At 64.0% G+C, this 12,862-nt stretch carries 13 protein-coding genes and 1 pseudogene; 3 read left to right on the top strand and 11 right to left on the bottom strand.

What is annotated here, in order from left to right:
• Positions 1-198: 198 nt before the first annotated feature.
• Both BS80_RS23765 and BS80_RS23760 read left to right on the top strand, forming a co-directional pair.
• Entirely contained in the window at positions 199-1,356 is a 1,158-nt protein-coding gene (locus BS80_RS23765; protein WP_035800419.1) for an acyl-CoA dehydrogenase family protein, read from the top strand.
• A 144-nt stretch (positions 1,357-1,500) separates the two neighbouring features.
• Positions 1,501-3,204: a class I adenylate-forming enzyme family protein gene (locus BS80_RS23760; protein ID WP_035800416.1), complete on the top strand. Its 1,704-nt coding sequence runs from the start codon at positions 1,501-1,503 to the stop codon at positions 3,202-3,204.
• Positions 3,205-3,249: 45 nt separating this feature from the next.
• Here the strand turns inward: BS80_RS23760 and BS80_RS23755 are convergent, their stop codons facing one another.
• Complete coding sequence (locus tag BS80_RS23755; RefSeq protein WP_035800407.1) at positions 3,250-3,513, bottom strand: hypothetical protein; 264 nt, start codon at positions 3,511-3,513, stop codon at positions 3,250-3,252.
• 60 nt (positions 3,514-3,573) lie between these two features.
• The gene (locus BS80_RS23750; protein WP_035800405.1) at positions 3,574-4,158 is read right to left on the bottom strand and encodes a TetR/AcrR family transcriptional regulator; all 585 of its coding nucleotides are present in this window, start codon (positions 4,156-4,158) and stop codon (positions 3,574-3,576) included.
• A gap of 83 nt (positions 4,159-4,241) precedes the next feature.
• Here BS80_RS23750 and BS80_RS23745 point away from each other — a divergent pair.
• Positions 4,242-5,066: pseudogene (locus BS80_RS23745) on the top strand (MFS transporter); the annotation flags it as partial.
• Here BS80_RS23745 and BS80_RS39670 read toward each other — a convergent pair.
• From BS80_RS39670 to BS80_RS41065, 9 genes are all read right to left on the bottom strand, one after another.
• Complete coding sequence (locus BS80_RS39670; RefSeq protein WP_083975124.1) at positions 5,062-7,005, bottom strand: recombinase family protein; 1,944 nt, start codon at positions 7,003-7,005, stop codon at positions 5,062-5,064. The pseudogene BS80_RS23745 and the gene BS80_RS39670 overlap by 5 nt on opposite strands.
• A gap of 202 nt (positions 7,006-7,207) precedes the next feature.
• On the bottom strand, positions 7,208-7,570 hold the full coding sequence (locus BS80_RS23740; RefSeq protein ID WP_035800403.1) for a DUF6197 family protein: 363 nt from the start codon (positions 7,568-7,570) through the stop codon (positions 7,208-7,210).
• Positions 7,567-7,920: a hypothetical protein gene (locus BS80_RS41080; protein WP_157536546.1), complete on the bottom strand. Its 354-nt coding sequence runs from the start codon at positions 7,918-7,920 to the stop codon at positions 7,567-7,569. Before BS80_RS41080 ends, BS80_RS23740 begins: the two co-directional genes overlap by 4 nt.
• 64 nt (positions 7,921-7,984) lie before the next feature.
• A complete protein-coding gene (locus BS80_RS23730) occupies positions 7,985-8,638 on the bottom strand; it encodes a hypothetical protein (RefSeq protein ID WP_035800400.1) in 654 nt (217 codons plus the stop codon).
• Positions 8,610-9,038 carry a hypothetical protein gene (locus BS80_RS41075; RefSeq protein WP_157536545.1) on the bottom strand — a complete coding sequence of 143 codons (429 nt, stop codon included), beginning with the start codon at positions 9,036-9,038 and terminating at the stop codon, positions 8,610-8,612. The genes BS80_RS23730 and BS80_RS41075 overlap by 29 nt, the downstream gene beginning before the upstream one ends.
• On the bottom strand, positions 9,038-9,232 hold the full coding sequence (locus BS80_RS23725) for a hypothetical protein (RefSeq protein WP_035800399.1): 195 nt from the start codon (positions 9,230-9,232) through the stop codon (positions 9,038-9,040). The genes BS80_RS41075 and BS80_RS23725 overlap by 1 nt, the downstream gene beginning before the upstream one ends.
• A gap of 14 nt (positions 9,233-9,246) precedes the next feature.
• Positions 9,247-9,384: a hypothetical protein gene (locus BS80_RS41070; RefSeq protein WP_157536544.1), complete on the bottom strand. Its 138-nt coding sequence runs from the start codon at positions 9,382-9,384 to the stop codon at positions 9,247-9,249.
• Between the two features lie 162 nt (positions 9,385-9,546).
• Positions 9,547-12,375: a DNA polymerase III subunit alpha gene (gene dnaE, locus BS80_RS23720; RefSeq protein ID WP_198045598.1), complete on the bottom strand. Its 2,829-nt coding sequence runs from the start codon at positions 12,373-12,375 to the stop codon at positions 9,547-9,549.
• Positions 12,376-12,379: 4 nt separating this feature from the next.
• Positions 12,380-12,709, bottom strand: a complete 330-nt coding sequence (locus tag BS80_RS41065) for a hypothetical protein (RefSeq protein ID WP_157536543.1) — start codon at positions 12,707-12,709, stop codon at positions 12,380-12,382.
• Positions 12,710-12,862: the final 153 nt, after the last annotated feature.

Below are 12,862 nucleotides of genomic sequence, written 5' to 3'. Positions count from 1 at the left end.
AATGATTCACATAAGCGGCCCGGAGGTCCACCGTTCCGGGCCCCGGACCTGGGGAGAACTCACCCGCCGCACACTCTGGACAGCGCGGCTACCGAGGATTAACTTGGCCAGCGATCACCCTGGACGCCTCGGCTCCGCCGACCCACCGGGCGCCGTCGGGGCCACCGACCGCGCCGTCCGCGAGAAGGGAGCGCCATCGTGCGCCGTAGCGTGTACAACGAGGACCACGAGGCGTTCCGGGCCACCATCCGGGAGTTCATCGCCAAGGAGGTCGTCCCGGTCTACGAGAGCTGGGAGGCCGACGGGCACCCGCCGCGCTCGTTCTACAACAAGCTCGGCGCGCTGGGCGTGTACGGCATCGAGGTCCCCGAGGAGTACGGCGGCGCGGGCGAGAGCGGCTTCAAGTACCAGGCCGTGGTGGTCGAGGAGGCCGCCCGGGCGGGTGTCACCTTCGGCTCGTCGGGCGTGCACACCGGACTGGTGCTGCCGTACATCCTGGAGTACGCCTCCGAGGAGCAGAAGCAGCGCTGGCTGCCGGGCTTCGTCTCGGGCGACATCATGACGGCGATCGCGATGACCGAGCCGGGCGCCGGCTCCGACCTCGCGGGCATCAGCACCACCGCCAAGCTCTCCGCCGACGGCACCCACTACGTGCTGAACGGCGCGAAGACCTTCATCACCGGCGGCGTGCTCGCGGACCTGGTGCTGGTCGTGGCCCGCACCTCGCCGTACGACCCGGCCGACCGCCGGGCCGGGCTGTCGATCCTCTGCGTGGACACCAAGTCCCCCGGCTACTCGGTGGGCCGCAAGCTGCAGAAGATCGGCCTGCGCACCTCCGACACCGCCGAACTGGCCTTCAGCGACGTCAAGGTGCCGGTGGCGGACCTGCTCGGCGAGGAGGGCAAGGGGTTCAGCTACCTGACCCACAACCTGGTGCAGGAGCGGCTGGCGATCGCCGTCGGCGCCTACGCGGCCGCGGCGGCGGCGGTGCGCTTCGCGCTGGGCTACGTCAAGGACCGCAAGGTCTTCGGCCAGACGGTCGCCGAGTTCCAGAACACCAAGTTCACACTGGCCGACTGCCAGTCCCAGGTGACGGCCCAACAGGCCATGGTGGACCAGGCGTTGGAGCTCTACCAGACCGGCGACCTGACGGTCGCCGACGCCGCCGAGCTCAAGCTCTTCTGCACCGAGTCGACCTCGGTGGTGGTCGACAAGTGCCTTCAGCTGCACGGTGGTTACGGGTACATCCTGGAGTACCCGATCGCCCGCCTCTACACCGACAACCGGGTCTTCCGGATCTACGGCGGCACCAGCGAGGTCATGAAGACCATCATCGCCAAGTCCATGGGCCTGTAGCCCCTTTCGAGCCTCGGCCGGAACAGTGGCCGAGCATCCGGGCGGCCACCCCCACGGTTCCACCGGCCGCCCGTCGGCGGTGGGCTGCTCCCCCAGGCAGCCCGCCGCCAACCCCGCTCGGATCCGCCGCACCCGAGGACGTTCATGGCCATTCCCGCACCGTCCAGCCGCTCGCTCGCCGTCGTCGCCCGGGTCCAGGCCGCGCTCAGCGCGCCGGGCACGCCGTTCGCGGTCACCGAGACGCCCCAGGGCCGGCGCTACGCCAACGGCCCGGCCGTGCTGCGCGACGTGCTGGAGGCCACCCGCGCCCACGGCGACCGGCCGTTCCTGGTGCTGGGCGAGAACGTCTACAGCTACGCCGAGCACTACGCCGCGGCGGCCGCGCTGGCCCACCGCTGCCTGGACCGGTACGGGCTGCGCCCGGGCGACCGGGTGGCGATCGCGATGCGCAACCTGCCCGAGTGGCAGGTCGCCTTCTGGGCCGCCCAGTTGGCCGGGCTGATCGCCGTCCCGCTGAACGCCTGGTGGTCGGGCGAGGAGCTCGGGTACGCGCTGGACGACTGCGCGCCGCGGCTGATCGTCGCCGACCTCGAACGGGTCGAGCGGATCGGTCCCTGGCTCGCGGCCCGCGGCGCGGACCGGCCGTGGCTGCTCACCGTGGGCGTCACCGCCGCCCCCGTACCGGGCACCGAACGCTTCGAGCGGCTGCCTGCGCCCGCCGACGGGATGCCGGCCCCCGAGGTGGTGATCTCCCCCGAGGACGACGCGACCATCATGTACACCTCGGGCACCACCGGCCGCCCCAAGGGCGTCGCCGCCACCCAGGCCGCCTGGTGCGCCGCCACCATGAGCCCGCGGTTCTTCGCCGCCACCGCCGTCCTGACGGCCGGTCGGCAACTCACCCAGGCCACCCCGCAGACCACGCTGCTGACCTTCCCGTTCTTCCACGTCGCGGCCTTCACCACGCTCTTCTCGCTGATGGCGAGCGGCAGCGCGGCCGTCCTGCTGCGCAAGTGGGATCCCGCCGTCGCACTGGAGCTGATCGCCCGTCACGAGGTCACCACCTACGTCGGCGTGCCCACCACCGCGCTCGGGCTGCTGGACGCCGCCGACGGCGCGCAGGCCGCGCTGCCCAGCCTCACGATGATCAGCACCGGCGGTGCGGCGGCGCCGCCGGAGCTGTCGCGGCGGATAGCGCGCCGGTTCGCCGGCCGGGTGGAGGCCCGCAACGGGTACGGACTGACCGAGACCTGCGGCGGCGTGATCGCCAACGTGGGGACCCGCTACCTGGAGTACCCCGGCAGTATCGGCCGCCCCTCCCCCGCTCTGGCCGTGCGGATCGCGGACCCGTCCGGCGCGGCGCTGCCCGAGGGCGAGGTCGGCGAGCTGCGGTTGCGCGGGCAGGCGGTCTTCCGCGGCTACTGGAACAACCCGCAGGCGACCGCCGAGGCCTTCGCCGACGGCTGGTTCCGCACCGGCGACCTGGCCTGCGTGCGGGACGGCGAGATCTACATCGTCGACCGGATCAAGGACCTGGTGATCCGCGGGGGCGAGAACGTGTACTGCGTGGAGGTCGAAGGCGTCCTGCACGACCACCCGGACGTGGCCGACGCGGCGGTGCTGGGCGTGCCGCACCCGGCGCTCGGCGAGGAGGTCGCCGCCGTGGTGCTGCTGCGCCCGGGAGCGAGCGCCGACGCGCAGGCGCTGCGCGCGCACGTGGCGGGCCACCTGGCGGCGTTCAAGGTGCCGGCGCACGTGGTGTTCCGCACCGGTCCCCTGCCGCGCAACGCGACCGGGAAGCTCCTCAAGCGCGACCTGCGGACGGAGATCGCGGCCGAGCTGGCCTGAGCGCCCGCCGCGCCCACGCGGAGCGGGACGGGCGCCCGTGCGGCACTAGTTGATCGACGCGCCGCTGCGCCAGGCCTCGAGGCCGGCCTGCGACGCCGCCCTGGCCTGCTGCATCGCGCGGGCGGCCCGCTCGCTGGGCGGCGTCTCCAGCTGCCGGACCCAGCCGCGTCCAGCAGTGGCCAGCGCGACGCCGACCATGACCGTGCCCATGAGGCCCGCCACCGCGCCGATGCCGCCGAGCAGCAGGCCGGCACCGATCAGCTTCCGGTTGGGCTGGAATCCGCCGAAGGACTTCTGAGTCATCATCATGTCCCCACCATCGGCGTGCCGCCCGGCGCCCGCATCCCGGGCTACTCCGAACCGGAGGGCTCAGGCGCCGTCCAGCACACTCGCCGAGACGATCTGCAGCCCGCGAAACAGCTCGCGCCCGCTCGGCACCTGGTCCGGCGCGACCAGCCACTGGGCCGCCACCCCGGCCACCAGCGCCTGGTAGAAGGTGCCCCGGCTCAGCTCGGTCGCACTGTCGGGCACCTCGGGTTTGCCCTGGAAGAGCGCGGAGAGGCCGAGCCGGGCGTCCTTCTGGGCGCCGGCCAAGGCCTCCTTGAGCTCCGGCGCGTGCTCCAGGTAGGCCATCATCTCGAACTGCGCGACCCAGAGCCCGCGGTGCTCGACGAAGCTCTCCAGCACCCGGTCCCAGCCCGCGACGAAGCGCTCCTCCGGGGTGGCGTGGACGTACGCGGCGTCCGACAGCGCCGCACCGAGCGCCTCACCCCACTCGCCGATCGCGTCCAGCAGCGCCGTGTTCATCAGCGCGTCCTTGGAGCCGAAGTGATAGCCGATCGCGGCGAGGCTGACGCCCGAGGCGGTCGCGATGTCCCGCGCGGTGGTCCGCCCGTAGCCCTTCTCGTACAGACAGCGCTTGGCCCCGGCGAGCAGGGCTTCTCGGTTTCCCATGAGCCGATGCTAGGGCAGATCCGCACGAATGTCTTGCACACTCGTCCTAGACAAGTGTCTCAAACGTCCGTACCGTTTCTCCCATGACCGCAACCACCGGCCTCGCCGGCCGCCGCGCCTGGACGGGACTCGCCGTCCTCCTGCTTCCGACCCTGGTCCTCGCCATGGACATGGGGGTGCTCTTCTTCGCCGTGCCGTTCATCAGCACCGATCTGCGGCCGAGCGGCACCCAGCAGCTGTGGATCATGGACATCTACTCGTTCCTGCTGGCCGGGCTGCTCATCCCGATGGGCGCGCTGGGCGACCGGATCGGCCGCCGCCGGCTGCTGCTTCTCGGCGCGGCCGGTTTCGCCGGGGCGTCGCTGCTGACCGCCTACGCCGACGGCGCCGCGCAGCTGATCGCGGGCCGGGCCCTGCTCGGGATCGCCGGGTCCACCCTGATGCCCTCGACGCTCGCGCTGATCCGGAACATGTTCCCGGACCCGAAACAGCGTCAGGTCGCCGTCGGCGCCTGGACCGGCGCGATGACCGGCGGCGCGACCCTCGGCCCGGTGGTCGGCGGCCTGCTGCTGACGCACTTCTGGTGGGGTTCGGCGTTCCTGGCCTCGGTCCCGGTGATGGCCCTGCTGCTGCTCGTCGGCCCGCTGCTGCTGCCCGAGCACCGCGCGCCGCAGCCCGGCGGATTCGACCTGCTCGGCGCCGGCCTCTCGATCGCCACCGTGCTGCCCGTGGTCTACGGCGTCAAGACGCTGGCGGTCGACGGCTGGAGCCCGGCCTCCGCCGTGGTGCTGGCCGCCGGCCTCGGGTGCGGACTGCTCTTCGTCCGGCGCCAGCGGACGGCCGCCCACCCGCTGATCGACCTGGAGCTGTTCCGGATCCGCAGCTTCTCCGGGGCTCTCACGGTCAACACGATGATTCGCCAACCACCCCCAATCGTAGGTCTGCATAGCCTGTAATCGAGACAGGTGGCATCGTGAGTGACCATGCAGGTTGGCGTTCAGTCTCAGCCAAGGCGGTGTCTAGGCGCTCCCAGGTTCCGTCTGCCAGCCAACGAGGCCATATGTCCGCCACTGTGCTCCACGAAACTCCGTTGCGCGCTGAAGCCGCCTTCCACGAGTCGCCCGATGTGGCCTTGTCCAAAATGGTCCGAACAACCAGCAATCGAACATCCCCCCGTGGTCCCGGCCGCGGCATCAGCGGTTCAACCAGGGCCCATTGATCATCAGAAATCTTGGGAACGCCAATTTCGCGATCCCGATACCAAGCCCTTGCGGGACACGGCCGGCCGGAACGAAGCTGGGGAACGACACCCTCAACCGCAATTTTGATATCTAGCAACCCGAGAAGCGTAGACTGCCCCTCCTTGGACATCTGCGGAAGCTGTAGCCTCGAATTTTGGGCCAGCTCCTGAAGACTCGCGGCTCGCTGGACTGCGAGATCACGTTCTTCGAGCCATACCGCAGCCTCCGAACGCATCTGCTGGAGCTGCGATAGCTCAGCATTTAGAGCAGCCGTAGCACCAACAATGGCCTCGGGAGACTGCTGAGAGCGTGCTGCGGCCAGGATCACGGCAGTGATTGACGCGTTCATGGAGCCGATCTGTCGATCCAGATCTGCAATCCTCTCGGCATGTGCGTCATCGTTCGATCCGACGAGGCCAAGCCAATCCCCGGCGATCTCCTCCAATCTGGCTTCATTTGAGAACGTATTGCAGATGCGATCCCAGATATACGATTCGGCCAGCTCTGCATCAATTTCGCTGTCATTACATTTAGGTGCACCCGGATAGGCTTCATTCCGACCAGTGCACCGATAGCCACGCCTGCTGCCGGCAGCATCGAGCCTGCCGGAATAATGTTTGCCACACTGGCCAATCAGGCGTCCAGTAAGCGTGTAGGTGGACGCTTTAGCCTGAGAGCGTTGCACCCGACCCGCAATCTTGTTCAGGAACGCAACATCGGAATCCGAGAGGAACTGCGGCGCAGGAATTCTGACGGATGGTCCGTGCAGTGGCTTGCCATCCCGATCAAGAACCGTCACCTTATTCGACGGATCACGGAAGGTGACATACCCCTTAAGCATAGGCTCAGAAAGCATCCTGCCCCGAAGATTCTCACCATTCCAAGGAACACCGGAACGAGCAAAATAGCCCTCGCTATTTGCAGCCATGGCGCACTGTCGCCAAGGCTTGCCTGCGCGCAAGAGAGGAATCACGAAGTTGGCAATCTCTCCTTCATCGGCGTCAGGGCCCAGGCGACTAAGGCCCTTCCTTCCCTTGTCAAGGATAAGCCAACCAAAGGGTGGCTGGCCACCGGTCCAACCGCCGTCTTCAGCCTTTTCCTGCTGACCATCCTGGGTGCGAGATCGAATCGTCTCCCACTCCGTCTCGGCATAATCTGCCTCCCGGCGCATCTGGGCCCGGCCTTCTGGAGTTGAGTTATCAATCTTCTTGTTCACCAGGGCAACGAAAATACCCATATCTTCGAGAGCCCAAACCCACCGCCAAAAGGCACGCCCCTTTCGGCCGATGCGGTCTCCCTTGTGCACGGCGAGAATATCAAATTCCCGCCGTCGGGCCATCTCCATGGCCTTGCGACCGTCGGGACGATCCTCAATCTCCAGGGTTCCGCTAACCCCTTCATCGGACAGGATATCGATAAGATCCCAGTCGCCCTTTGCATCGCTATAGGCTCGGATCTTCCGATCCTGAATGGGAATCCCATATCCGTTTCGCTGCTCAGCGGTGCTAACCCGGGCATATCCCAGAACGCGGAATCGAGGCTGAGTACCGACAACGCCACCCGTGAAGGTGGCCAAGGGCGCGTCAGGCGTGGCAAGATGACCCATGCGGAAGACTCCTTCGTAGTCAGCCGCGCGCCTGCCAGGGTTGCACCCCTGGCAGGCACTTCTGTTGGAGGCTCAAGCCTACCGCGCGGCGCGGGCGTTGTGGTACTCCGTCAGGACCGAAACTGGCCAAAGAGCAGGCGTAGCAGCTCACGCCACTCAGACTCAGTGAAGCGTCGTGGCGTCCACTCGATCGGGCGGTCTGTCATGCCGACTCCCGCCGGAGTCGCTCCGCAGTCTCACGAAGCACGCCGGCCATCTGCTCAGCCGTTGTCTCCGGTCGGTCGTTCATGGTCTGGACGGCATTGACGTTCGCAACACTCATGGCCGTCTTGCTCAGCTCCTCCCAGCCACGAGAGAAGGCACCGCTATGGGCCCAATAGGTCTCACTGTCGAGGGCTGTGACCGCGTCGTCGTCGATCAGGCATTCGACCCCAAGGGCGAGAGCAAAGGCGCCAAGGGTGCAGTAACACCCACCTTGCTTGAATCGTCCCTTGCCGAAGTTACCGGGAATCTCGATGAAGTCAGCCGCCTTGTCCAGCGCGGCTGGAATGTCGATGTCAGTCATACTGCAATCTCCAGTTCTGAGGATATGCACGATTCGATCCGAACAAGCTTCGCTTGACGGAGATCCGCGAGAACCTGAACCCGCCCCATCTGGACAGAGCTCTTCGGGATCTCATAGACGTGAATCCGATAGTCACGCTCTTCGAGCTTTTCGAGCCAGCCGCCAAACCACGTTCCAAGCGCCTCGATTGAGTCGAATGCACAAAACTCGAAGGAGTTCGGATAGGGAAGCCCATCGCTTCTCGGAGTCGGATGGTCATCGTCACAATGGACACTGCCCATCTGATCCTGCCAGAATTCTTCATCCCAATCGCCGCTACAGTACGGTCCGGCCGGAAATCCCTCGATCACGTGTGAGGTGTGTGCCACCCGAAAGACAAGCATTGACCCTCCCTGTCATGCGTTAAGCTTGAGGTTAAGAAAAATCCCAGCCCCCTTCGGGGCCGATCAAATCTGAAGCGACAGCTTCATCCCGGCTCACAGGCATGATCGCTCCGCGGAACGTCGATCCGATCTTGACGAGAATCGGTTCATCCGGACCCGCGATATAGAGATCGCAGATCGTCTCGCCGGAGCACTTCACCTTGGCGAACTTCGCCATGATCGAAGGGTCGATCATCAGAAACTCAGGAATGACCGGAGACACGCGCTCAAGGCGCGTCAGCGTCTCGTCTACTCGCTCCCAGAGGTCGACCGGCTGACGCCGGTCTGAGGCATCTAGGAACGGCATCCATGCGCCGTTGTCGTCGAGGACTGACATGCCATCCTGATGACGGATCTCGATCCGGACTTCGTCCTTCTTCTTCGCCCGTGCGATCTTGTCGAACGTGACGAGGTTTTCCCGAGAGAGGTCGATCGTCTCGAAGGTTCCTCGCGGGAAATCATCAAGCTCCGCAAAGTCTTTCCCCGCTGCATAGAGATCGGTCGCTGTGATCTCCAGGACGGGCGTTCCGCGATCCCTGCCAATGGTGAGTCGGCAGGCACCGACCGCACTTCGAGCCGGCATGAATGCCAGAGCATTGTGAGTCAGCCGCGCCAGTTCAGGCGCTGCAATCGAGAACTGAGTCATCAGGCCAATCCTCCTCCCAGCCGATTGAGCTGTCATTGGTCCACGGGATCTCTGTCAGATCGAGATCAACCGCAGCGGCGATCCTGTGATGACCGTGCCGAACCGCACGACCGTAGATCAGTACGGGGAAGCCGATTCCGTGGTGCCGGATCGAGTCGACAAGATCCGCATAATCCGGATCGTTACGCTTGATCTCAAGGACTTCACGCACCGTAGAAATTACCTCGTACGACGCATCGCAGCAGTACGTCATTTGAGGATCGAAGGCCGTCACGCGGCCGTCCACGCTGGGCAGGTCATGAAGTCGACTGAGCCGACCACACTGCTGACATCGGCCATAGCAACCGGCGTCACCAGAGCGGAAGTCCAGTACCTCAGAGAGCGCTATCATGCCGATCATCAGTAACTCGCCTTCATCTCGCGAGCCACGCGGATGTTCTGATACGCCGCGGCGATCTGCCGCGCGTGGTGCATCGCCTTCTTCGGACCGTCCATGAAGAACGTCATCTCCAGCATAAACACGGCCCGGCTGAACTCGATCTCGTTCTTGAACTTGCGAATGACCTTGATGACGTCTGCGAGAGAGATTTCCACGGTCCTACTCCTGATCAGACGGTGCGGATGATGGCCTTGATGTTGCGCGCCTGGCGGCGCTGAAGAGTGCGGTCCTTCTCGGACCATCGGACGTCCGCCTTCATGCCGTCCCGGCTGAACTTGCGGACGATCTTCTTGGACTTCTCGGACATCTGATTTCTCCTGTCAAGCGTTAAGCTTCGAGCCCCAAGGGTGGCCGCCCATGGGGTCGAGTCATGGACGGCCGAAGGCCCTTCTATCCGGAACCGAAGTCTTCAGTTCCGGTGACTGATCTCAGAGTGCGCCGGTCTGCACACCATGTCAAGCGTTAAGCTTCAGGTCAGCAAAACGAGCCCAGAACCCCAAAGGGTGTACTGCCCGTATGACTCGCGTTTGGCCAGGTCAGAGACCGAATCGGCCGTCTCCGAGTACCGCCTCAGTACCGCCTGTCTTGTCCCAAATGCGTCAAGTGCGCCCGCAGCGCACAGGGCTTCAATGACGCGCTTGTTCATGACACGCACGCCTACGCGCGCCAGGAGATCGGGAAGGGACTGATAGGGGCCGTGAGCGGCCCTCTCCAGGGCGATGGCGTCGCCAGCGACCCCAACGCCCTTCACAGCTCCTAGGCCGTGCAGGATCACGCCGTATGCCGGCGTGTAGTCAGATCCGGAGACGTTGACGTCCGGAGGACGCACCTCGATCCCCATCCGACGACAGTCGGCAAGGTATGCCTGAGTCGAGTCCTGGTCTGGCGATTTGCCCGCTTCCGCGGTCAGAACGGCAGCCATGTACTCAGCTGGATAGTGAGCCTTGAGATAGGCAGTCCAGTAGGAGATCAGGGCGTAGGACGACGCGTGAGCCTTGTTGAAGGCGTAGTCAGCGAATGGCACAAGGACGTCCCATAGGGTAGAGATCGCCTCTTCGGAGTATCCGTTCAACCGCATGCCGGCCGAGAACGGCTCGAACTCGGCATCGAGGACAGCTTTGTTCTTCTTTCCCATTGCCTTCCGCAAAAGGTCAGCCTTGCCGACTGAGTAGCCGGCCACGGCCTGAGCCGCCTTAGTCACTTGCTCCTGATAGACGATAACTCCATAGGTCTCGTCAAGGATAGGCGCTAGCGCTTGAGACAGCTCAGGATGGATCGGCTCAACCCTCTCCCTGCCGGTCTTGCGGTCGGCATAGGAGTAGTGCGCCTTAACCCCCATAGGCCCCGGACGATACAGCGCAAGTACGGCCGATATGTCGCCGAAGGCGTCGGGCTGCATTCGCTGCAAAAGCTTGCGCATGGGATGGCTTTCAAGCTGGAATACTCCAAGCGTATCCCCTCGGGCAAGGAGTCCAAAAGTTCGCTGATCATCCAATGGAAGTCGCAGCAAGTCGATGTCTCGTCCGTGATTTCGCTTCACCTCCCTAAGGCAGTCATCGATGATGGACAGGTTTGCCAGGCCAAGGAAATCCATCTTGAGAAGCCCCAAGGCTTCACAGGTCGGATAGTCGAACTGAGTGATAACAGAGCCGTCTGCGCGGCTCCACAATGGGATGTGATCGATCAGGGGCTCGGCCGAAATGATGACGCCGGCCGCATGAACGCCAGCCTGACGGATCAGTCCTTCTACTCCCCGGGCAGCGTCCAACACGGAACGAACGTCCACCTGAGACTGATACAGGGATCGGACCTTACCGGCATCCCGGTATCGGTCGTGGCCGCTATCGAAGATGCAGTCCAGAGATGCATCCTTGCCCATGATCGGAGCCGGAAACGCCTTAGTGACAGCGTCACCAATCTCATACCCGTATCCGAGAACGCGAGCACTGTCCTTGATTGCGGCCTTCGCCTTGATGTAACCAAAGGTTGCGATCTGAGCAACGTGCGAAGCTCCCCACTTACGAGAAACATATTCGATCACCTCCCCTCTTCGTCGGTCGTCAAAGTCGATATCGATGTCGGGCATCGAGACACGCTCAGGATTCAGGAACCGCTCAAACATCAAGTCATGCTCGATTGGATCGATATCTGTGATCCCAAGGGCATAGCAGCATAGAGAGCCGGCCGCGCTTCCGCGGCCCGGTCCTACCCGGATCCCTTGAGACTTCGCCCATCCGATGAGATCCGCGACGACAAGGAAGTACGAGACGAATCCCATCTCCGTGATGACGCTCATCTCGTACTCGACACGGGCCATGTGCTGCCGCGGGATGCCTCGCGCATAGCGCCTCTGGAGCCCCCTATAGACCTCAGTGCGGAGCCACAGCTCCTCGGTCCACCCATCCGCCACAGGGAACCGCGGCAGCAGATCCTGAGACTCAAAGGACGTATTGCAGCGCTCCGCGATCCTCAGCGTGTTGTCACAGGCCTCTGGCAGATCAGTCCAGAGTCGACGCATCTCCTCTGGACTACGAAGCCAGTAGCCCTCTCCGTTGAAGCGGAATCGGTTCTCCTGATCGACCGTGGCCTGAGTACCAATGCAGAGCAGGAGATCGTGAGCCCGAGAGTCATCGGGCTTGACGAAATGACTGTCATTCGTCGCGAGGAGCGGGAGCGACAGATCACGAGACAGGCGAAGTAGATCGTCTCTGACTCGGGACTCGATCTCGATGCCGTGGTCCATCATCTCAAGGAAGTAGTTCTCAGTCCCGAGGATATCTCGGTAGTCGCTGGCCGCCTGTCGGGCGGCATCGTAGTTGCCGATTCGAAGCCAAGTCTGCACTTCGCCACCAGGACATCCGGTCGTACCGATGATGCCGGCCGAATACTCGGCCAGAAGCTCTCTGTCGATCCGTGGTTTGTAGTAAATGCCTTCACTGAATGATCGGGTCGAGAGCCCGAAGAGATTATGCATGCCGGCGTTGCTCTCTGCCAGCAGTGTCATGTGAGTGTAAGCACCACGTCCCGAAACGTCATCCTCTCCACCATCATTCCAGCGGACTGGAGATCGCTCCTGGCGCCTGCCAGGAGCCACATAGGCTTCAAGGCCAATGATCGGCTTGACTCCGGCCTTGAGGCCCGCCTGATGGAAGGCGTAGGCGCCGTGCAAGTTGCCGTGATCCGTCATAGCAAGGGCAGGCATGCCCATCTCAGCCGCGGATTGAAAAAGCGGCCCTAGTCGGGCCGCTCCATCAAGCATGCTGTATTGCGTGTGGTTGTGCAGATGGACGAAGGTCACACGTCTACTCCTTCAAGTGCACTCCTGATCGTGTGTTGAACCGCGCGATCCATGCACGGGCGCGCTTCTCGTCCTTGACGGACGAAACTAGCTCCACGCCATCGGGCGTGACGATCGTGATGTTGATCTGGCCAGCCTTCTGCCAGCCGCGCTGAAGCGCAGATCTTGCCAAGGTGCCCCGTGGGGCACTGATAGAGACTGAGGCATGAGAGCCAGTCAGCCGGCCGCGGAAGCGGCCCACAGACACCGTGTCAGCCCTCAGGCGGACACGTATGCCTAGCTTCTGGCCGTCGCTCCTGAGTAGCTGATCACTGACGAAGTCTCCGAAGGACATGGCTCTCCCCTTGTGTCGAGTGGGGAGAGCCTAGACCTCAGGACTGACGACTGGCAGCCTTATGGATTCGATGACTCCCGACCTTGCCCACAGGAAGAGTCAGGATCATAGTGCTCAGCGCTCTTGTGACCCCAAGACTTACCACAGATCAGT

The sequence above is a fragment of the Kitasatospora mediocidica KCTC 9733 genome, assembly GCF_000744225.1.
Lineage (GTDB): Bacteria > Actinomycetota > Actinomycetes > Streptomycetales > Streptomycetaceae > Kitasatospora > Kitasatospora mediocidica.
Note: the sequence above shows the minus strand (reverse complement) of the source record. Positions and strands in the feature narration are given on the sequence as shown.

Coding starts and splice junctions, on each gene's coding strand:
- BS80_RS41070 (WP_157536544.1), bottom strand. CDS start 9,384: ATGTCCGAGAAGTCCAAGAAGATCGTCCGCAAGTTCAGCCGGGACGGC.
- BS80_RS41075 (WP_157536545.1), bottom strand. CDS start 9,038: ATGATCGGCATGATAGCGCTCTCTGAGGTACTGGACTTCCGCTCTGGT.
- BS80_RS23760 (WP_035800416.1), top strand. CDS start 1,501: ATGGCCATTCCCGCACCGTCCAGCCGCTCGCTCGCCGTCGTCGCCCGG.
- BS80_RS23750 (WP_035800405.1), bottom strand. CDS start 4,158: ATGGGAAACCGAGAAGCCCTGCTCGCCGGGGCCAAGCGCTGTCTGTAC.
- BS80_RS41065 (WP_157536543.1), bottom strand. CDS start 12,709: ATGTCCTTCGGAGACTTCGTCAGTGATCAGCTACTCAGGAGCGACGGC.
- BS80_RS23755 (WP_035800407.1), bottom strand. CDS start 3,513: ATGATGATGACTCAGAAGTCCTTCGGCGGATTCCAGCCCAACCGGAAG.
- BS80_RS23740 (WP_035800403.1), bottom strand. CDS start 7,570: ATGACTGACATCGACATTCCAGCCGCGCTGGACAAGGCGGCTGACTTC.
- BS80_RS23730 (WP_035800400.1), bottom strand. CDS start 8,638: ATGACTCAGTTCTCGATTGCAGCGCCTGAACTGGCGCGGCTGACTCAC.
- BS80_RS39670 (WP_083975124.1), bottom strand. CDS start 7,005: ATGGGTCATCTTGCCACGCCTGACGCGCCCTTGGCCACCTTCACGGGT.